Below are 18891 nucleotides of genomic sequence, written 5' to 3' on the forward strand. Positions count from 1 at the left end.
GGTTATTCCGTCACGACGCCAGCGGCCGGAGCGGGAAGCGCGTTCGGGGTGCGTGGGGTGGTCGACGTGCCCGAGACAGTGGCAGTGCCCCCCGTCGACGGAAGGTCGGTCCGGATGAGATCACCGTCACGCACGCGCAGCAGGTAGTACGGCGTGTCGTCGACCGTGACCTCTTTCTCGTCGGTGATGTACTTGCGGGGAGCGCCATCCATCGGTACGCGCACCCCGGCTGCGGCTTTAACTTTCATTGCCTGCTCCTGTTGCAGATTGCATCCCCATGATGTCTTGCGCGTCCGGCTTGTCCGGCGCACGCGTCACCTTCGTGGGATCAAGGTAGTAATTGAGCGTCATCGAATCCCAGACCGGCGAGGCCGGATCGAGCTGGCCACCATAGGCGGCGAATACGGTGTCGAGGCCCGATGTCGGATCGTTCGGATCGATGTCGGCCTGGTCGACCGGCTGCGGAAACGAGCGGGCCGGCAGAGCCTTCTCGACCCATTCGGTGTGAAACTCCAGGGCGAACACCGAAAACGCTTCGCGCTGCAGCCGTGTGTTAAAAAGCGTGCGAATCGTGCCCGGCGCAAACTCCTTGATCGGTAGCGCCAGATCCTGCTGGATAAGCAGCCGGCGCACGCCGTAGATCAGCAGATTGGTGCCGATCTCGCGCGCGGATGGCCCACCCTGGCGGGATGCAGCTTCGCTGCGCACGCTGCGGGTGCCGACCATTACGACGAACGTTGCTGGCGTGTGCCACTTCTCGCGACTCGTGTCGACGGGCTTTGGCTTGCCCGCACCCCCGAACGTGGTCCATGCAGCCGGAAAGCGGCGGATCACGTCGGCGAGGTTCTCGTCGTCGAATTCGCCCCCATAGGTGTCCACCGACGTCACCATCTTGCCGAGGCCACGCTTCAGGCGATCGACAATTGCCAGCTCGACAGCGGTGATCATTGGCACCGGCACGGTCGTCGCCATCAGAATGCCCCCCGGTCGTTATCGCCCCAGATGTGCGATCCTGGCCTGAAGGCAATGGTCGCGCCGGGCTGCACGGGTGCACCGCTCGGCAGCTCGCCGAGCGTCACCTTGCCGGCGGCAGCCAGCTCCAGAAAGCGGATGGCCGCCTTGTAACGGCTGTTGATCTCTTCCGTCATGCGGGTTTCGCCAATGCAGAGGCGATAGCGCGCGATGTCACAACACAGGCCCGCGATGAAGCGGGGCGTGCCCGCGAACGGCAACGTGTAGCGACCGGCGAGATAGGTGTCGATCTCGGCGCTCGCATCGTCGAGTGCATTGCCGGCCACGGCCGCATCGACAACACCGGTCAGGTCGCGATCGGTGATCTCGATCATCTCGGTCTCGCCGAAGCGGCGCACCATGTCATCGCTGGTTGCGTAGGCCATTGCTTAACGACGCCCTGCGCGCCTGGCTTCGGCCGATTGATGCGCGCTGGGCGCTTTTTCCGCCTGCGCCTGCCCGGCCTGTTGAGTGAGCGCAGCATTCCGGTCGGTCAGTTCGAGCACCTGATCCTCCAGGAGCTTGACGTACTGCGTCGGGCACGCGTCGACCGGGAAATCCGTCGGCAGCATGCCGCGAAGCGCGTCGGCGATCGCCGCCTTTTCGCGCAGTTGCGCAAGTTCCGCATCGGACACGGTCGGCTGGTCGAACACGGTCACTTCCTTGCAGTCGAGCAGCGGATCGCGCTTGAGGCGATGGATCTGGCCGCTGGTCAGAATCGACACCGGCACGTCGGCCGCGCCAATGTCAAAGCGCAACCCTTCGCGGCGATAGCCGTTCGCTTTCGCGGACACACGCAGCACCTTGATACCTGCCGTATTCGGCATAACCTTCTCCTGTCAGTGTTCGGATTGCACCGCGACCCTACGGAATGCACCGGGCCAGGGGTCGCGGGTCGTTCTTCCTCCGCGCTTGCGGCCATCGCGCGGTGGTGCTTTCGCGGGGGGTATTACTGCGGCACGCCTGCGGTGCCGTCCGAGCCGTAGGCGAGCTGCCAGAAGCCGTAACCGCCGGCCGCACGCGCTTCCGCGCCGAACTTGAATTTCTTGCGCATGAACACGTCTTCGGCTTCGGGATCGGTCTGCTGCACGAACACGGGGGCCTTGCGTTCCTGATAGATGAACGGGCGCACGGGCTTGGTCGTGTCGAGCAGGAACCAGGCGGTATCGGACGTCAGGCGCGCATCGCACACGACGGTGGCCGTACCCTTGTACGGGTTCGGCATGCCGTCGTTCAGACGATCGTTGGTCTGCAGTGCGTTGGCGACGTCTTCGAGTGCCGGCGGCACGAGCAGCACATTCGGTGTGATGCCGAGCGGGCGACCTTCCTCGTCGGTGATCTTGCGCATCGACGTGCGCACGGCGCCGTAGGTTTTGATCGCGGCGGCCTGACCGGCAATCGTGAGCGGCAGATGACTCAGGTTCGAGATGGCTGCACCACGCACGACGTGTGCGTTGCTGAAGAAGCTCTGACCGTCATAGCAAGGCTTCTCGAAGGCGTCGTTCACCAGCTCGTAGATGATCTCGTCGGGCAGTTGCTTCGCCGAGTAGCCTGCGCTCTGCGCCTGCGGGGCGTAGATGCCGAGGTTGTCGTCCTCGATGTCGTTGCGGTCGACCTCGACCGTCGCTTCGAAGTCGTCATTCACGACCGTATAGCCGCGTGCGATCATCGACTGGACATCCTTCTCGCCGACCCAGCGACGCATGCGGGGGAAGCGTTCGAGCCATGCATAGATGTTTTCGCGGCTCGACGACGGGATCTTCATCCCGATCTTTTCCCACGTCGAAGGCGCGGCGTCGAACGCGTTGTTAAAGCTCGTCTTCAGCGTCCAGAAGACGGCCTGGATGGTTTCTCCATTGACCAGCATTGAGCTGCTCTCCTTAAAGGACCCACACGCCGTCGGCATCGACACCGAGTACGGTGCCAGCCTGCGAGCGGGTGCCGTTGCCGTTGGTTTTGGCGACGGTCTGGTTGTCTTCGATGAAACAGGGCTTGCCGAGGCTCGCCTGCGTCACCGCGTCATCGGCCGCGTTCGCCCAACGGAAGGCAACCCCCCGGCGCACGGGCACCGAAACAGCGCCATCGGCACCGGCCGTGTTGTCGACGTACGCCTCGGAGCGGCCGATATAGGTCAGGTCCGCTTCGGTCTCGCCTTCGACAGCCAGACCATTCGCGTTCACGGCAACGAGTACACCGGCGCGGATCAACGTGCCGCCAGCAACCAGCACGGACACGATCCGGCCTTCGCGCATCTCGGTATTGCGGTCTGCGGTAGCGGCGGGCATTACGCGGCCTCCTTCGTTTTCGCGACGGCCACCGGGTCAACGCCCATCTGGCGGCAAACGGCGAGCGTGGAGGCGTCGGCTGCAGCCGATCCGGCTGCGCCGGTTTCCGGCGCGCGGCCATTGGTCTGCGTGCCAGTGAGCGCGGCGATCTTCGGCGCGGTCGACACGAACGTCTTCAGTGCGGCGACATCGCTGTTGCCGAGTTCGCGCGCCCAACCTTCCAGCGCCGGAAGCAACTGGCCGTTCGCCAGCGCGGCCGTCACGATCTCGTCGACTTCGCGGCCGGCGATCTGCGTGGTCAGCGCCGCGAGCTGCGTCTGCATGCCGGTCACGACCGACACAGGTACGAACTTCGACGGATCGGGGTTGCCGGCCGACGCCGTGAGCGCGGCGATCTGCGCTTCGTTGTTCGTCTTCTCGGCAGTTAGGGCCGTCACCTGTGCGGCATCGCTCTGGGCTTTGGCCAGAAGCGTATTCAGCGCGGCGATAGCCTGGGGTTCAGGCGTCTGCTCATTGAGCCCGAGGGCCTTGAGCACCGCCTGCAGCAGCTCTTTCATCTGCGGCTCCTGTTTGTTGAGGGAAAGTCGGGAAGCAAGGGCGGACAGCGCGACGGCCTGCATGCCGTCAAGGCCCGGATCATTCGTGAGCGCTGCCATGCGCATACGCAGCGCAGCGCCGGTCTGCGGATCGAACTCGAAGACGGGCGAGATGTAGCGGTATTCGCGATCAGCAATCGCCTTGGCGGCGGCGGGCGTCCATTCGACGTCAGTGGCAAAAAGGCCCTGACCGTCGCGCCATTCGAGGTTCCTGAACCATCCGGCCGCCGGTGCAGGCTGGCCGTTGGTCTGGCTGTTGAGCGTCTGGTGCTCGTAGTCGATCACCATCGGATTGGTCTGCTGTGCCGCGAGCGCGACAAGCGCTGCTGCCTCCTGGGGGCCGCACACCCATTCCTTACATGCGGCGATCGACGCCGGACGACCATCGCGCGCCGAGAAGTGGCCCGCCGGCAGCAACTGGATAGCGCGGCCGGTGCGGTCGGTGATTTCGACGGTCAGCGCCGCGAGTGCGGTGCTGGTCGGGGATGTGCGGTGATTAGCCATGCCGCCATTTTCCCGAGGGGCGGCATCGAACGTCAGTGGACCGATGTCAGGGGGAGTCTGTCAGTTGCGGACAGCGAAAGTGACAGGGGCGCGGGATGGGGAGAGGGATTTGCGCGGATGCGCGGGTGTGCCGTCCGGAATGGATCGTCACTAACGGGGATTCTAAACGCGCTGGCGGGCTTGGTGCGGCCCGGGCGGTACCGACGTAGTCATCGCGCCCTACGAACGGCTCACGCGCGGTCTTAAACGAAGCCGCCAATTGGCAGCGCGGGCGACGGCATTGGCTGCCGCCTGTGCCGCCGCCCGCAGCGCGCTAATACTGCTTGCGACGCAGCGCGTCCAGTCCGAAGTAGCCGACTGCTGTGCCGAGCAGTGCAGCCCAGAACTCCACCTTCACGATAAACCATGCGTCGTCGGGACTGATCGAGCGCTCACGGAGGTCATTCCCATAGTCCCAGTTGCCGCTGAACCAGTAGCTCAACAGGTTCCAACCATGCGGAATCAGTAGCCAGAGTGCGAGCACTCCCACCAGTGCGGCCGGAACGACCCAGCCCGGAAGGTCCTTAAGGTCTGCGACGATCCGCAGGACGCTGCAAGTAACGGCAAACAGGACGAGCGTCCAGATGCCGTAATAAAAAAACGCCTTTGCTGAATCGAGAAATTCCATGATTTTGTTCTTCGTTTCGTTAGTTAGTCAGGTTAGCCGGCCCACCCGGCGCAGATAGTTTGCCACCACAGATTCGATCTGCACGCCATCACTGTCAGAGATCGTCAGAAACGGTCGGGCCGGGATTTTCGATCCTGGGTGATTGACCTTCTTCGCAAAGATGCCGCCAAAATGCAGCGCCTTCGCGTTCTTCGGCGCGATCGTGTGCGGCCTCGTCTGGCCACCGAAATTCTGGATCGCCGCATAGACCAGGTTGGTGCCGACCTGGGCGCTCGTCGCGTCGAATGCCTGAACGATGCTTGAGGCGAGCCGTCCCGAGCGCTGCAGGATCTTCAGCGACCGAGCGACACGCTGGCCGAGCTGGATACTCCACGCACCTGACTTGAACTTGCCGCGCCCAGGCTTCAGGTCGCGGCCGACGCGCTCGGCCAGCGTCGACGGCGCGAGACCGAGCCACTTCGGCCGGCCTTGCTGCGTGAAGTTCTCTTCGACGGCATCGGCCATGATGCCGGATATCTCGTTCATGACAGGCGTCGCGTCAGCCATCGCCCGAACCAGCCGGTTTAACGTCGCGCCAAATCGGCTGTCGTCGATCTCGATCTCAATCATTGCGTTTCCTGTAGCGGAGAAACTGTCCGCGCAGCGTGTTCAGATAGGCGAGCCGGCTATCGTCCGAACCCGTGTCGGCCGCAAACGTCGACGAGCTGCTCGCCCATCCATCCTTGCCGAAGTCGGTGACCGCCACACCCCATTCGCCGGCATCGGTCTCAAATGTCTTCAGATAGCGGCGGCGAAGCGCCCACTGTCCGTCCTGCTGCGCCCACGACAGCCAGATCTCGTCCGGTTCGTGGATCGCCCCGGCGACGAGCTGGGCGTCCGGGCCGACTGAGCCGACCACCGTCTGACCGGCATTGTCGCGAAACAGCCATTTGTTGATCGGCACCGGCTCGCCTGTCACATCACTGAACACAACGGGGTGATCCGTGCTTGCGCCGAAGGTGCGCAGGAATGCGTCGGCATAGGACGATTCGGGGAGCGCCGCCCGCATCGATGCGCGTGCGATCTGGGTGGGTGTCGGCAAGGGCACGTGCACACCGCGCGGAACGGTCCTGGGCAATGTGTCGATCGGCGGCGGGGTGAATGGACGCTGCCACGCAAGACCCGGATTGAAGCCGAAGCCCGGATCGGGCAGCACCCGCTTGCCAGTGATCGGGCTCTTGTATGCGACTACCGGCTGCGTGCGCCCATCACGGCCGACCGGTTGCTCGACCTCTTCGAGGCGGCCAGCGCTCGTCGGCGCGTTGTCGTGATCGATATAGCCGAACGGCCGGCTGCGCACGCGACAGCGACACCGGTATCCGCACGGCGGATAGAAGACGGCCCAGAACGGATCGTCGTAGCGGTACACGGACCCGTGCAGCGCAGCATGCGAAGGCCGCGTGCGGTTGTCGAGGACGGCAACGTATTCCCACCATGGCCGTGTGTCGACCTGTGCCATTTGCGTCGCGAAACGACCGGCCATATACGACGACTGCATGTTGGTGCGGAAGATCGTATCGAGCCGGCGCGGCGTGAGCCGCCTCCCCTGAATCTCGCCCGTGTCACCGTCGACGACGTCACCGCGTCCGTACCAGCCTTTCTTCTGGAGGGCGGGGATCAGCTGATCCTTGAACTGCTCGAAGGTCTTTCCCTTGCTGAGTGCGTCGGTCAGTGCCGCTCGGACATCCTGCAGCACGTCGAGCTTCATCACGCCGGCAACCGTAAACGCACGCGCATGTGCTTCGGCCGCGACGTCCTGCCACCGGAAGCCGAGCTGGTAGCCCTTCGATTCGAAGTAGCGTACCGCCTCGGCCGGTTCCAGCCCGATCGCATAGCCCAGGTCGACGCCAGTATCAGCCGCCGCCATTCACACGTCCCCATATGTCGGCGACAAACAGCGCGCGTGCGAGCAGTTCGGCGACCTGTTCCTCTTTCATGTCCGGCTGCGCGGCGAGCAGCGCCTCGATCGCATCATCAGGCGTTTCGCCGGCACGGATCGCCGCGATCACCGGCGCGAGCAGCTTGTCGAGACCGGCCGTGATGACATCGGCCGGCAACAAGGTTTCGTCGAGCGCGTGTTGATCCGGATAGACCACTTCGCCGCGGTTGTTCGTGAGCACGGCCTTGTACGCCATGCGCGTACCCGCGACCGGTGCGGCAGGCGCAGCCGGCGCATGCTCGGCGGGTGGCCGGAACTCCGGCGGCAATGCCATCACCGGATTCGGGATGGACAGCAACGGGTCGCCGTCCTTGGCGGCCGGAATCGACAGCTTCTCTCTCGCCCAGTCGACCGTAATCGGCATACCCATGCCGACAAGTCTAGGCAGTGCTTCGGAAAACATCTTCAGGTCTTCAGGCTCTCGCGTTTCGAACCTGAGTTGTGGAATGCGACGCGGATCGACACCGGGAATGTTCAGCGCCAGCATCGGCCAGATGAGCTGAAACGTGAACGTCGCTGCAAGCTGCCGCGCGTCCGACACCATAAGGTCGTGCCGCACCTCGTTGTGAACATTGCCGAGGGCATGGGTCGATGACTTGCCGTCTGCCTGGCTGGTCAGCGTACCGCCGAGAATCGCCTTGGACTGGCAGCGCTCCATGTAATTGATCAGCGTCATGTGCACCGCGTCGGTTCCCTTCGCTGCCTCCTGGAACTCGATCTTCATCTCTTCGGGAATGATGCCAGCCGCGTTGTGGCCAATGCTTGCAACGGCCTGCAGCAGCGTGCGCTTCTCTTCCTCGGTCGAACCGTTCGGATACTTGCCCAGGCGCAGCGGCAAACCATAGATGTGCAGGAACTCAGCCAGGTCCTTGACGCCGAGGTTCTTGAACAGATACGGCCATGACAGCACGCGGTGCAGGCCGCTGCGCGCGATGTAGCCCGACTTCGCCTTGTGCCGGTGCACAAGCCAGCCAAACGGCCACAATGGAGTGCCGTCCACGTCGATGCCGCGCAGCCGGATCTCGTTGCGGTTCTGCCAGGGGTTCATGAACCAGCGCTGCGGCCGATGTTCAAGCGTTTTGGGTAACCAGAGTTTGCCGAGTCGTTGCCAACTGATCTCAAGCGCCGCAAAGCCGTGACCAATCCCGTCCAGACAATCGAGCAGGATCTCGTCGAAGCCTGGCATGTCGGCGAGCCATTCACGTACCTGCTCGGCGAGCTTCTTCTCGGCCGCGTTGGAGTTGCGCGGTGGAATGACGTCCCAATCGAGCGTGATCAGGACGCGCTTGCGCTTGCTCATCTCCGCGAAGATATGCGGGTCTTTCTCCTCCATGTCCGTGAAGAGATCGGACTGCGCGATCAGGTGCCCGCGCTCAGCATCTTCGAGAATATGCGCGAGACGCCTGGGGTTCAGGCCGCGCGCGGGGTGTTCCTCGTAACTGTATTGAAGCCACGCGAGCTGCGCAGTCTGCTGCTCCGACAGCGCGCGGCTCTCGATCGGATTGCCATTGACGTCGACGATTTGTCCCATGTCGTTCCCTTGCTTACCAGGCGCCATTGCCAAAACGCTGTCCGCCCGTGCGGGCATCGCCGTTTTGCGTGAGTTTTGACACTGGCGTGTATTCGAATTTCATGCCGCCGCGCGAAACCGCGATCGCCCATAGCAGGTGCAGTGCGCACAGGCCGTCGTAGTGGTGGCCGCTTTGTGGCTCCGGCCAACTGTCCAGTTCGCCGACGAGCTGCACGAGACCTGGATGCATCAGGATGCCCGGTGAGAGCCGGTCAGTGATGAACGGCTCCAGCGAATCGATGCGCACTTCCTGCGGCACGGTTGCCGTAATGCCGACGAGCGGTAGCGCTATGCTGGCATCGAGGCCGGCCTTGATGAAGGTTTGCCGCGAGTGCTCATAGGCGTTGTTGTTCTCAAAGCCAATCGCGAGACACCGGAACTCGCGCTGCATGGCAATGAGGTCCGCTTCGAGCTTCGACGGTACGCGCCGCTTGATCGCCGCATGCATGACGTGCAGCTTCTTTGCGACGGTGTCCCATCCGCCGACGAGCAGAGCCGACGGGTCGGACGTTTCGCCTCTACCCATCGACGGATCACATGCGCCGAATATGCGCCAGTATTGCGAGCGTTGCGCCCAGTAGGTGATGTACCCGAATACCTTGTCCTCCTCGGTGCGCGGATCGCCCTGCATCTCGGTTGCGAATGCTCGCGGCGACTTCGCCCTCTGCCGCATCAGCCAGAACAGAGAGCGCACGGACGGCCAGGAGGTCACAGCGCCTTCGTCCATCTCGTCGCGGTGCGCGACATAGAAGAGAAACGACGGCAGCTCGTCGTCCGGTACGACCTCGCCGCGCCCGGATGCTGCGCCGATCGCATCCTTGTCCACGTTGAGCATCAGCTCCTGGCACTGCTCCCACAGATCCATGCGCGCGGGCATCGTCTCGATAGCGCGGAAGTGGTGGACGACGTGCCCGATGCTGCGCTTGGCACGTGAGATCGGATCGTCCTTGTCCAGTACGGTGCCGACGCCCACATATTTGACCGTGCCGTCTGGCGGCCCCAGATAGTCGATGGCCTTCTCTAGCCATGTCCAGCGATTCTGTCGCTCGGTCGGGCTCTTCGCTTCAGCGTCGGTGATCAGGTCATCTCCGAACAGCACCTTCGGTCGGCTCGCGCCGTGGAACGTGCCGCGAATCGCCTGCTCTGCACCGAACGGCTCGACCTTGACACCGGTCTTTGAGATGAACTCACCGACCTTCCACATCGGCCCCTTGCCGCACACCTCGGGGAAGTCGAGCGCAAGCGCGGCATTGGCGGTCAGCTCGGTTTTAACTACCTCAAGCAGCTTGGTCGGAAGCGACGTTTCCGCACCGAGCAGGATCAGGTAGTCGAGGAACGACGGTGCCTCGCCTTGCCATCCGACTTCGCGGCGAATGTCTTCGCGCTGGAGCAACCCCTGCACGACGATGTAAACCGGCCCGATCTTCGTCGACATCGACGACTTGGCCTCGCCGCGAGGTGCCACCCACCATTCGCGGGTGCCGCCCGGTTGGCGCAGCAGCTTCGGAAAGCGGTTGCAGAAGTGAGCCTGGAACAGCGACGGTTTGCCACGAATATGATGCGGGAAATACGTGTAGGCGAAAAACTGATAGTCGCCGTCCCGCAGTACGCGTCGACGGCGTTCGAGTCGAGCCTCGAGAGACGGATCGAGGCCGCTCGCGTGCGCCTCGATGTCGCGGCGCAGTTGCGCGGCCAGTTCCGCGAGTTCGTCGCGAAACTGCTTTTCCGTAAATTTAGTGGCCGTCATCGTTTTGTTACCCTTGACAGACACCAGCACTTCGCCTGGTGCCACCTCTGGAGAAATTTGCATGAATGATCAGGAACGCCAGGACTATCTGTTGGGACATGTCACGGCGCTCGCGTGCGCCATTCGCGCACTGATTGACCACCATCCTCAAAAGGAAAGCGTACTCACGCATTTCGGCGCACACCTGCAGCAAACCGGCGACCTGGCACTCCCGGACCCCATAAGTGAGGCGTACTGGAATGGCCTCGAAGCAATCAGGGCCTATCTGCTGGCTCCGCCGGACGAAGCCAGTCACTAGGCGGTAATGGCGGTCTCATGGGAACGACGGGCGGAACGCGTTCACGGCGCTCCGCCTCAATAGCTGGGCGAATCAGACACAGCACAAATCGCGCATACAGTTTCTTCACGGAATTTTCCTTAACCATAAGCAGTCGCCAGCTCATCACCAAACGGGCCGAGCACCCCGGCAAACGCGGCGATGTGCTCGGGATAGCGCTCCTTGATGAACGCAGCAAGGCGTTGCACCACGCCCATCGCTACCGCGAGTTCGTTCGTCTCGGGCGGCACGCGCTTTGATGCGTTGATCGTCTTGTTGTATGCATCGGCGAGACTGGCCAGCATTGACACCTTGTCAGCCGGCTTCATCTCGGCCTTCTCCAGCTCCGCAATGGTTGCCTGGTATTGGGTGATCAGGCCGGCGAGCATCTGGCGTGCGGCGCTCTCGATGCCACCACCTGCCATCAACTGCGCGGCCTGCGCCTTATCCCAGTCATCGCCCATCGCGAGCGCGTCTTCCTTCCAGCGACGCGCAGTGGAGTACGCGACGCCGTGCTTCGAGCTGGCGATCTCCAGCGAGAGGCGATCGAATACATACGATCGCCTCACCTTGTCGCGCGTTTCCTTCGGATAGGCCATGTGAATATCAGAGGCCGAGGTGCGCGCGTGCGAATGCAAGGCCGGCCGCAACAATACCGCCCGATACACCACCCGCCACGCCGCCCGCGATCGCGCCATTGCGGACCGCCGTCTTTTCGATTGTGACGATGCGCGTGGACAGATCCGTCAGGTTCGTGTCGATCTTCTTGAGCAGCGCGAGCTGTTCCGGATCAGTGGCCTGCGCGTCGCCCGCTTGCCCGGACACTTGAAGCATAGTCGGTGCGGGCGGGACGGGAAGCGCCTGCGCAGTGGGCGCAAGCGCAGCATCAGCGCCCGCTGCGGCAGCGGTCGACGTGCCTGCGGGATCGGCCGGTGCCACTACTGCGGTCGCCGGCGTAGCATCCGTCGCCGTGGTCGACGACGCCTGCTGCTGTGCGAGTACTGCCTTTGCGGCAGCACTCAGGATGGCGGCCAGTTGCTCGGGTGCGATCTGGCCAGTGGTGTTCGTGTCGCTCATGGTTTGTGTGCCTTCATCAGGTAGGCTTGCAATACGTTGATCTTTGCGTCGATCTGCTCAAACAGCTTGCGCGTCTCTTCGCGTTCGTCCTTCACTTCGTCGCGGCTTGCGTATCCTTTCGCCACGGCCTCGCGGAAGTCGGCGAGATCCTTTGCTAGCTGCGCGATTGCCTTGCGGTCTTCCTTCGCGTCGCTTTGCACGCGGGCCACCCAGATGCCGCAGGCAGCACACGTCACGGCCCACAACGCTCCGACGACCGCGAGAACGATCGTGGTTCCATCAAGCGTGAATTGCATAGCCCATCCGTAATCTTGTTTCGCGCCGCGTTTGGCACTCGATGCAGAACCGGCATCCGGGTGCCGCTTTGCGACGCGCCTCCGGTATCTCGACGCCGCAGGACTCGTTCACGCAATGCGTCGGGCCATCAACTGGAGCATCGGCAACTGGTCGCGCTATTGCCGCAATCGCTAGCGCACGAAACTGCTCTTCGATATCGCTCGCGTGATCAAGGTCATCCATGCATCGCCTCACTACTGGACCGACGATGCTGGTGTCGCAGTGGGCGTGGATGCCGGCGGCTGCAGCTTGCGGATCGCGCTCAGTTTGGCTTCGTCGGTCCGCTTGACGTTGGCGTAGTCGACGAGCCAGTCGATGATGTCTCGCTGTGATACCCCGCTATCAGCGGCTTCGTCGGCTCCGGTGCCGAGAGCAGGGACGCCGGGATGGGAACCTGCCTGCAGGGCGTCGCCAGAAACGTCGGAGACACCTGCGGCTGCGTTCCACAACCGCACAAAACCACGAGAGAACACACAGCGATACACAGGAATGCCAGATGAATCGGACTGCGCGGTGTGAGCGACGGGTGATGCGGCAATGTACGGTTGAGCGACTTCATCGATATGCTCCTTCAGTGCGGCCGCGTGTGTGTCATCGGCCTGCTGGTCAATAAAGAACTTCGTCTCAGCAGCCTGACCGCGAGCGACACCGGACGCGTAGTCGGCGAACGCGGCCCGCACCGACGATGCAGCCGCGCTGTTCTGCTGCTGCTTGAAATCGGCGAGATTCCTGTCGCCGATCGCCTGCGCGTTTCGAAAACCGAAGTCGTAGGTCTTCGCCAGTACCATCGCCACGATCACTGCGAGTGCGATGCCTGCGAGCGCCTTGAGGTAACCTGATATGGGATTCATGGATTAGCCATCCTGATGGGGTCGCCACGCGCCGATGGCCTGAATGACAGCCGAATAGCCACCGACGCATCCGAGATAGACCAGCCAGACGTCGAACGTCAAGCGGCCGGTGATGCCCTGGTAAATGAACATGCCCGTGGAGATGGCCGACGCGACGTTGGGCCAGAGCTTCGAGTGCGAGAGCTTGCCGTCGTGGCCGGAGATGAGATCGCGCAGTGCCATTGCCGTCTGCGCCTCAGGCGACGGCCACGGAGCCGCCGCCTGCCTTGTAGGCAGCGATCAGCATCGCGATGGTGTTCTGACGCTGGCCGTAGCTGTTGCCCGGCAGAGATGCCCAGAGGTTCGAACACGTGTAGATGGCGGTCGTGATCTGCCCTTGCTGGATCAGTGGGATCGCACGCCGCTCGCGGAGCTGCTGGATGGCGATGAGATCTTGCGACACAGGGCTGAAGTCAGGCAGATTGAGGAGCGCCTTGTAGGCGACATAGTTGTGGTACAGCTCCTGATAGCGACCGGCCGCCGTCGAATTGAGTGCGGGGTTCAGGATGTCCGGATGGGTGCTGTAATTGCCGAACAGGCGAACGTCCGGTGCGATCGCCTGCCCGTTGATTGTTTCCGGCCCGTGTGAGCCAACGAGAACGTTATAGCCGGCATCGCTATGTGCGAGCGTGTAAGCGTCGATCTCGCTCGCGGCGATCATGTCCAGAAACGCGAGTACGTTCTGGCCGCCGGCCTGGTCTGCCGTGATTCGTGGCACTGTGACACCTCATCGGATGCATTGGATGGATGCCACCATTTTTTATGTTTATGCCCGCGCGTATCAGCTGCCACGCGTCAGTACGTACCGTACAAGTAGAACGCCCCGCACAGGGCGGGGCATTTTGGGATGCTGCTGGTGATGCTGGCAGGGCTAGACTATCCCGAATAGGACGTAGCCGAGGCCCGATGCAACGATGATACAGAGCAGCCACGTGATGACGGCGCCCTCGCGCGAGTAGCCGCTTGCGATCATCCGCTTGACGGCCATCGGGAAGAAAAGAAGCATAACGATCAGGGCAAAAGTCATAAAGTATTCCTCCCTTGTTGTTGTAATGAGCCTGATCCTAGCGCAACCCGGACTTTAACGGGTATCCGAGTTTTTAACGCTTAGAACAGCGCGCCCTGTTCGCAAGGTAGCGCCTCATTGTCGTGCTTCTTGAGAATCCGCCAGATCTGCCGGTCGGAGATGCGGTACTTCTTTGCCAGCTCGGCCACAGTGTGAAGCGCACTGTGCTCGCGCGTGATCGAGTCGAAGTCCGAACGGATCTCGCGGTGCAACAGCTCGCGCAGCGCAACCTTGCACATGGGGATGTATAGCGTATCGCCTCCGAAGTGTTTCGTGAGCGCATCTGCAGCGTCGGTGCCGACTACCTCCGACAGGGCCTCGTAGCGGATCTCGCCCAGGCGCGAGCGACGAAGCGACACGGGGAACGTCGTGCCACCGAGCTGCTCGACAAGCTTGACCGAGGCAGGCAGTCCGATGAGCCGGATCACGACCTTGATGGCGTCGGGAAGCAGGTGCGCAACGTTCTCCAGCTTCATGACCGTTTCCCCCGTCTGTTCGCATCGAGCTGCAGGGCCGCGATCAGCTTGCCCAGCATGTCACTGTCACAAAACTCGATCGCATCGACCTTGCAGATGCGTTTGACCATGCCGGCCAGGTATTCCCACGGCCGGCCTGCGTCGGCGAGCATCGCCTCGATCTTGCGCAGTTGCGCGGCGCGCGGTAGCGCGACGCGTGGGCGGCGGCTGCCGCCTTTTGGTTTGAAGCCACAGCGCTCCAGGTGCTGCAGCACCTTCGCCGCGCCAGCCGGGTCCAGATCCTTCGACGAATCGACGGCGCCGACCGAGCGAAGCATCGCCCGGTAGCTGCCTTCGTCCATGCCGAGCTGCTGTCTGGCGATGTGTATTTTCGCGAGGGTCGATTTAGCAATCATCACCGTCCCCTGAATGCGCACCGCAGTTCCTTGCGGCACAGGATGACGAGAAACAGGACGCCCGCCACAATGATGAACAGGTCAGTCATGGCTCAACGCATCCTCGATTCGAGGGCAGGGACGTCGTTCGGCATCACGACGTGATCCGGGTCGACGAGCGTCATCTCCAGCTCCGGTCGGTTCCCGGTGACATATCGAAAGCGACGCCCGTTAAAGTCCTTCTGGCAGCGGATCGCCTCACGAAAGAGCTTAAGAACCTGCATGGCCTTGTCCGCATCGAGCAGGTACTCTTCGAAGCCGATCCGGATGCAGGCGATGTCACGACTGTGCATCCGTGTCCGGGTCCGTGCGGGGGTTCGTGTTGTCATTTCAAGTCCTCTTTACTGATTGTGCTGCATCGTTTTCTTCCAGATCGGCGATCCAGCCCTGCAGCGTGTGCAGGCGCTCGGCCGTTTCGAGGTCTACCTTCGCGTGACCGACGATGTCGCGGAGCTGCGCGCACATGATTTCGACGCCTGCAATCGCGTGCGCAACGTCCGCAGGAGCGCCACGCCCGTTGACGAAGACTTCATGCAGCGCCGCCGTGAGTTCCCGGCAGCACCCCAAGGCCATACGGACCTGGCCGGTGATGCCAACCTTCGCCTGCACGCGCTGAGACAGCGGGGCGATGTTCATGTGCGCGCTCCGTTTTTCTAGATGGCTGCGAGGTCGAGACTGATTGAGCGATATTCCTCCGTCGCTTCGTCGCGCTCATAGAGGCGCACATACGGCTTGCTGCCCGTCACACGGATGCTGTCGACGATCGCGCGCATCGCCGTAGTCCACTTCGGATCGTCGATTGCAAGGCGACGCAGGCCCAGAATGCGGCCGGTGTTCACGTTGCCTTCCTTGTCGACCTGGAACGCCTCGTTGATGAGGGCCTTGATCTTGTCGTTGCTGCCCTCGGTCCACTCGCGGATGCACTCGTCGATCAATTCCTTCGCCGCCTGCAGTCGCTCGTCGAACTGGATGTGCTCGGCGATCTGGCGAACGACCTTGTAACGGCCGTCGAACGTGATGAGGGAAATGTTGCCCTTCGTGCCGCCGACCTTGACACCGTATTGCTCGTTGCTCGTGTCAACGAACGCAGCGATATCGGTAAATGCACGATGCTTGAACTCGACGAGCTTCGCCTGCAGCTGTTTGGCTTCATCAATCAGCGACTGGATGGTCTGGTCGCGCAACTGGTCGATCGGCTTCACCATCGATTCGGGAACGAGTCGGCCGCGCGCATCCTTGACATAGCCTGCTTGAATAGTGTGTTGAGTCATTTCGTGCTCTTTTCTGTTTGGGTGGGTTCAATGGCGACGGGTGGCGATCGCGTGCCTGCCAGCGAATTCACTTGCGGTTTGGCTCACACCATCCTTGTCGTTTCGAAGGTGGGCGGCGACGATCGCCGCCATGTCGCGGGCTATGCTGGTCAATGCGGCCTCTGCGTTATCGAGCGCAGCCACCAGGCTCATGCCTGTCCGGTTCGCTACGTCCAGGGCCTTGCGCAGTTCGTTCACTGACGACAAAGCCCACGGCTCGACGTTGCTGGCGTTATAGGGAGGCATGGGCCTCGACTCCTGCGATGCTCTCCAGCGCTGCACCTGATCGATTTCGCCGGCCTCATTCGCTTCTTCGATTGCCTCTCGTAGCTTCGGCCTGGCGTTGAGGTGCGCGTCGAGGAGCGACGCAACACCCCGGTAGTCGTCGCGAAGGTGCTGACAGAGCAGGCGGTGGATAAGTCCACTCAGTGCACTACCAAGCTCGTCGCGCTCGTTCAATGCGCATGCGTACTTGAGCAGGGTCTCGTTTGCTTGATGCAACTCGCGACGCAGTTCCGGTACGCTGTCGAATGCATCCGGGTTCTTGAGGGTCATTTTTTTTTCGATATTCATGTAGGAATCCTTATCTGTAAATTGAAATTGAGGTTGCATCGAAATCGGCTTCGTTGTTAGTTACCCCTTTCCATCCAGAGCACCCGCACGTCGCCGGATTTGAACTGTCCGATGCGATAGCGGCCGTTCTCTCCCGCACCGGTCCGGTAGTACGTTGCTTCTCCACGCTCGACCAGCTCGTGGCAGAGCGCTGAGTTCTGCACCTGAATCGTCGGGCGGGAATGCGACGAGTATTCGATACCGATGACGACGTAGCCCTGCGCGGTCAACTCCTCGATCGTCAGCGCGATTCGCATCGCACCAATCTGCATCTGATCGTTGATCGGCGGCTTTGCCGGTTGGATCGGGTTAGTCCTATTGAGCATGCTTGTCTCCTTTAACGGGGCGAAGGGGGCACGTGCGGCACGTGCGCCAGTGACTGAGTTCGAGCGGGTTGTTCAAGGGTGCGCGTCGGTTGGAGTAGGACACGCATACCGTCAGCTCGATCGACTGTCCGGTATGCGTGCACTTCACCTGGCCAAACTCACGCAGCACACGTGCGGCAACGCGGTCGGTCTTACCCGGATACTTGTGCGCGAGCACCAGCGAGACGGTTGTGCGGGACACGCCAAGCCTGCGCGCGGTGTGGGCCTGCGAGCTGACCGAGACAGCCTCGCGTAGCAGGTCAAGCCAGTCCTTAGCAGGCGTCATGGTCGGGTTCCTCCTGCCACATGATTTTTCCGAGGTTTGGGTCATATACGGATTTGGTACGCTGGATCATCGGTGGCCGTGGTCCCGTGTACTTCCCGGCAGCGAGGCGGTAGCGGGCCTGCTTTGCGCCCTTGCCCTTGATGAAGGGGTGGCCGGGGTCGACCAGATTCAGGTAGCCAGCATTCGCAAGGTATTTGACATAGGCTTTCGCGGTTGCCTCGGCGACCTCCGTTTCTGCCGTTGAGGCACGCACCGCCAGTTCGGTCGGCGAGAACTCGCCCATGATCCGCATCGTGCGCCACATGTTCTCGTTACCGCGTGACTGCACGACGGGCCTGCCCTGGCGGTCAAGGCGCGGGGCCTCGACGCCGGCATCGCGCGCGAGCCGGTAGTGCTTTTCGTCGCCAGGCGCCTTTTGCTCGCTGATTGGCACGATGAAACCGCCGTGCTGGAGCGCTTGCAGATACGAGCGCACGGTCGGCAACTCAATACGGGACGATCGCGATACGGTGCAGGGAGTGAAGTCGCCCGGACTGCGGCGAATCGCCTCCCAGACACGCTGGCGCGGACCCTTGCCGCCTGCGAGTTCGAGGTGAGCAGGTTTGCGTGCCATCGTTCAGGCCCTCCGCTTCGGCGCTTCGCCGGTGTACAGTTCGCGCTTGCCCCAGTGCGCAAGGTCCATGACATCCTTGCCGGCCAGCATGGCTTCCTCCTGAACGCGCTCAAGGTTCACGCAGACGCGGCGCACGGACCCATGCGACAGCTCGACGAGGCGTGCGAGCAGATCGTCGGCGACTTCGACGCGCGGACAATACATGGCGGTGAGCTGCCTGGCGTCAGGAAGGGTGACCGGTTGCGCCGGCACCCATGCCAGCACACGCCCATGCATGCGCTCCCACTTCTTCAGCTTTGACGGCAAACCTTCCTCGCCAATCATGAGGATCGCGGCCTGGCTCGACTCGTACAGGTCCCGCACCAGCTCGACGGCGTTGCGGTCGACTAGGTGATCCATCTCGTCAATGATCAACGGCCGGCCGCTTGTCGCCAGTTCCTCGGCGACCTGATCGGCCATTTCGGGAATCGTCCCGGACGGCTTGATACCCATCTCGAACAGCACGGCCTTCAGGAAGTGTTTCTTTGTCCAGACAGACTTTGCCTGCACGTAGCGTGCGCGGCGGGAGTTGGCAACGTGGTTCGCGGCCATGCTCTTGCCGTAGCCCGATGGTCCGTAGAAGCACGTCAGTCCTGGCAGGTTGTCGCTGCGCGAAAGGGCACGTTCGATGGCGATATCGCACAGCGAGAGGTTGGTAATCTGCGCGATGCCGGTTGCGACGGGTTTGTGGCCCGCTTCGTGTTGTGTCATGA

General features: G+C 62.3%; 31 protein-coding genes. 1 reads left to right on the plus strand and 30 read right to left on the minus strand.

Going from position 1 to position 18891, the window contains the following annotated elements:
• Positions 1 to 2: 2 nt before the first annotated feature.
• The 12 genes from AB3X98_RS12505 to AB3X98_RS12560 form a co-directional block, all read right to left on the minus strand.
• Positions 3 to 248, minus strand: a complete 246-nt coding sequence (locus AB3X98_RS12505; protein ID WP_368605899.1) for a hypothetical protein — start codon at positions 246 to 248, stop codon at positions 3 to 5.
• Positions 238 to 972 (minus strand): DUF1834 family protein, encoded by a 735-nt coding sequence (locus AB3X98_RS12510; RefSeq protein ID WP_368605900.1) that lies wholly within the window; start codon positions 970 to 972, stop codon positions 238 to 240. The genes AB3X98_RS12505 and AB3X98_RS12510 overlap by 11 nt, the downstream gene beginning before the upstream one ends.
• Entirely contained in the window at positions 972 to 1397 is a 426-nt protein-coding gene (locus tag AB3X98_RS12515; protein WP_368605901.1) for a gp436 family protein, read from the minus strand. Before AB3X98_RS12515 ends, AB3X98_RS12510 begins: the two co-directional genes overlap by 1 nt.
• A 3-nt stretch (positions 1398 to 1400) precedes the next feature.
• Positions 1401 to 1838, minus strand: coding sequence for a hypothetical protein (locus AB3X98_RS12520; RefSeq protein ID WP_368605902.1), 438 nt, complete (start codon positions 1836 to 1838; stop codon positions 1401 to 1403).
• Positions 1839 to 1960: 122 nt separating this feature from the next.
• Positions 1961 to 2878 (minus strand): Mu-like prophage major head subunit gpT family protein, encoded by a 918-nt coding sequence (locus tag AB3X98_RS12525; protein WP_368605903.1) that lies wholly within the window; start codon positions 2876 to 2878, stop codon positions 1961 to 1963.
• Positions 2879 to 2891: 13 nt separating this feature from the next.
• The gene (locus AB3X98_RS12530; protein WP_368605904.1) at positions 2892 to 3296 is read right to left on the minus strand and encodes a hypothetical protein; all 405 of its coding nucleotides are present in this window, start codon (positions 3294 to 3296) and stop codon (positions 2892 to 2894) included.
• Positions 3296 to 4396, minus strand: a complete 1101-nt coding sequence (locus AB3X98_RS12535) for a phage protease (RefSeq protein ID WP_368605905.1) — start codon at positions 4394 to 4396, stop codon at positions 3296 to 3298. Before AB3X98_RS12535 ends, AB3X98_RS12530 begins: the two co-directional genes overlap by 1 nt.
• Before the next feature lie 313 nt (positions 4397 to 4709).
• Positions 4710 to 5063: a hypothetical protein gene (locus AB3X98_RS12540; RefSeq protein ID WP_368605906.1), complete on the minus strand. Its 354-nt coding sequence runs from the start codon at positions 5061 to 5063 to the stop codon at positions 4710 to 4712.
• Between the two features lie 27 nt (positions 5064 to 5090).
• Positions 5091 to 5672 carry a phage virion morphogenesis protein gene (locus tag AB3X98_RS12545; RefSeq protein ID WP_368605907.1) on the minus strand — a complete coding sequence of 194 codons (582 nt, stop codon included), beginning with the start codon at positions 5670 to 5672 and terminating at the stop codon, positions 5091 to 5093.
• A complete protein-coding gene (locus tag AB3X98_RS12550; protein WP_368605908.1) occupies positions 5665 to 6969 on the minus strand; it encodes a phage minor head protein in 1305 nt (434 codons plus the stop codon). Before AB3X98_RS12550 ends, AB3X98_RS12545 begins: the two co-directional genes overlap by 8 nt.
• Entirely contained in the window at positions 6956 to 8572 is a 1617-nt protein-coding gene (locus AB3X98_RS12555; RefSeq protein ID WP_368605909.1) for a DUF935 domain-containing protein, read from the minus strand. Before AB3X98_RS12555 ends, AB3X98_RS12550 begins: the two co-directional genes overlap by 14 nt.
• A 13-nt stretch (positions 8573 to 8585) precedes the next feature.
• On the minus strand, positions 8586 to 10358 hold the full coding sequence (locus AB3X98_RS12560; RefSeq protein WP_368605910.1) for a hypothetical protein: 1773 nt from the start codon (positions 10356 to 10358) through the stop codon (positions 8586 to 8588).
• Between the two features lie 61 nt (positions 10359 to 10419).
• Here AB3X98_RS12560 and AB3X98_RS12565 point away from each other — a divergent pair, with 61 nt between their 5' ends.
• Positions 10420 to 10656, plus strand: coding sequence for a hypothetical protein (locus tag AB3X98_RS12565; protein ID WP_368605911.1), 237 nt, complete (start codon positions 10420 to 10422; stop codon positions 10654 to 10656).
• 119 nt (positions 10657 to 10775) lie between these two features.
• Here the strand turns inward: AB3X98_RS12565 and AB3X98_RS12570 are convergent, their stop codons facing one another.
• From AB3X98_RS12570 to AB3X98_RS12655, 18 genes are all read right to left on the minus strand, one after another.
• Positions 10776 to 11273 (minus strand): DUF1804 family protein, encoded by a 498-nt coding sequence (locus tag AB3X98_RS12570; protein WP_368605912.1) that lies wholly within the window; start codon positions 11271 to 11273, stop codon positions 10776 to 10778.
• 7 nt (positions 11274 to 11280) lie between these two features.
• A complete protein-coding gene (locus tag AB3X98_RS12575; protein ID WP_368605913.1) occupies positions 11281 to 11751 on the minus strand; it encodes a hypothetical protein in 471 nt (156 codons plus the stop codon).
• Positions 11748 to 12047, minus strand: coding sequence for a hypothetical protein (locus AB3X98_RS12580; RefSeq protein ID WP_368605914.1), 300 nt, complete (start codon positions 12045 to 12047; stop codon positions 11748 to 11750). Before AB3X98_RS12580 ends, AB3X98_RS12575 begins: the two co-directional genes overlap by 4 nt.
• Positions 12031 to 12270, minus strand: a complete 240-nt coding sequence (locus AB3X98_RS12585) for a TraR/DksA C4-type zinc finger protein (RefSeq protein ID WP_368605915.1) — start codon at positions 12268 to 12270, stop codon at positions 12031 to 12033. The genes AB3X98_RS12580 and AB3X98_RS12585 overlap by 17 nt, the downstream gene beginning before the upstream one ends.
• Positions 12271 to 12281: 11 nt before the next feature.
• Complete coding sequence (locus tag AB3X98_RS12590) at positions 12282 to 12881, minus strand: hypothetical protein (RefSeq protein WP_368605916.1); 600 nt, start codon at positions 12879 to 12881, stop codon at positions 12282 to 12284.
• A gap of 60 nt (positions 12882 to 12941) precedes the next feature.
• On the minus strand, positions 12942 to 13160 hold the full coding sequence (locus AB3X98_RS12595) for a hypothetical protein (RefSeq protein ID WP_368605917.1): 219 nt from the start codon (positions 13158 to 13160) through the stop codon (positions 12942 to 12944).
• Positions 13161 to 13173: 13 nt separating this feature from the next.
• On the minus strand, positions 13174 to 13695 hold the full coding sequence (locus tag AB3X98_RS12600) for a glycoside hydrolase family 104 protein (protein WP_368605918.1): 522 nt from the start codon (positions 13693 to 13695) through the stop codon (positions 13174 to 13176).
• 153 nt (positions 13696 to 13848) lie between these two features.
• Positions 13849 to 14004, minus strand: a complete 156-nt coding sequence (locus AB3X98_RS12605) for a hypothetical protein (RefSeq protein ID WP_368605919.1) — start codon at positions 14002 to 14004, stop codon at positions 13849 to 13851.
• A gap of 80 nt (positions 14005 to 14084) precedes the next feature.
• On the minus strand, positions 14085 to 14519 hold the full coding sequence (locus AB3X98_RS12610) for a Mor transcription activator family protein (protein ID WP_368605920.1): 435 nt from the start codon (positions 14517 to 14519) through the stop codon (positions 14085 to 14087).
• On the minus strand, positions 14516 to 14860 hold the full coding sequence (locus AB3X98_RS12615) for a phage protein GemA/Gp16 family protein (RefSeq protein ID WP_368610254.1): 345 nt from the start codon (positions 14858 to 14860) through the stop codon (positions 14516 to 14518). The genes AB3X98_RS12610 and AB3X98_RS12615 overlap by 4 nt, the downstream gene beginning before the upstream one ends.
• A gap of 146 nt (positions 14861 to 15006) precedes the next feature.
• Positions 15007 to 15282 carry a hypothetical protein gene (locus AB3X98_RS12620; RefSeq protein WP_368605922.1) on the minus strand — a complete coding sequence of 92 codons (276 nt, stop codon included), beginning with the start codon at positions 15280 to 15282 and terminating at the stop codon, positions 15007 to 15009.
• 1 nt (position 15283) lies between these two features.
• A complete protein-coding gene (locus AB3X98_RS12625) occupies positions 15284 to 15589 on the minus strand; it encodes a hypothetical protein (RefSeq protein WP_368605923.1) in 306 nt (101 codons plus the stop codon).
• 17 nt (positions 15590 to 15606) lie between these two features.
• Positions 15607 to 16224, minus strand: coding sequence for a DUF3164 family protein (locus AB3X98_RS12630; RefSeq protein ID WP_368605924.1), 618 nt, complete (start codon positions 16222 to 16224; stop codon positions 15607 to 15609).
• A 27-nt stretch (positions 16225 to 16251) separates the two neighbouring features.
• Entirely contained in the window at positions 16252 to 16836 is a 585-nt protein-coding gene (locus AB3X98_RS12635) for a hypothetical protein (RefSeq protein WP_368605925.1), read from the minus strand.
• Between the two features lie 56 nt (positions 16837 to 16892).
• A complete protein-coding gene (locus AB3X98_RS12640) occupies positions 16893 to 17201 on the minus strand; it encodes a hypothetical protein (protein ID WP_368605926.1) in 309 nt (102 codons plus the stop codon).
• Positions 17191 to 17526: a hypothetical protein gene (locus tag AB3X98_RS12645; protein ID WP_368605927.1), complete on the minus strand. Its 336-nt coding sequence runs from the start codon at positions 17524 to 17526 to the stop codon at positions 17191 to 17193. Before AB3X98_RS12645 ends, AB3X98_RS12640 begins: the two co-directional genes overlap by 11 nt.
• Positions 17513 to 18139 carry a hypothetical protein gene (locus AB3X98_RS12650; RefSeq protein WP_368605928.1) on the minus strand — a complete coding sequence of 209 codons (627 nt, stop codon included), beginning with the start codon at positions 18137 to 18139 and terminating at the stop codon, positions 17513 to 17515. Before AB3X98_RS12650 ends, AB3X98_RS12645 begins: the two co-directional genes overlap by 14 nt.
• A gap of 3 nt (positions 18140 to 18142) precedes the next feature.
• Positions 18143 to 18889, minus strand: coding sequence for an AAA family ATPase (locus AB3X98_RS12655; RefSeq protein ID WP_368605929.1), 747 nt, complete (start codon positions 18887 to 18889; stop codon positions 18143 to 18145).
• Between the last annotated feature and the right edge of the window lie 2 nt (positions 18890 to 18891).

Origin of the sequence: Paraburkholderia sp. BR14312, assembly GCF_040948675.1 — a bacterium.
In the GTDB taxonomy this organism is placed as follows: domain Bacteria; phylum Pseudomonadota; class Gammaproteobacteria; order Burkholderiales; family Burkholderiaceae; genus Paraburkholderia; species Paraburkholderia nodosa_A.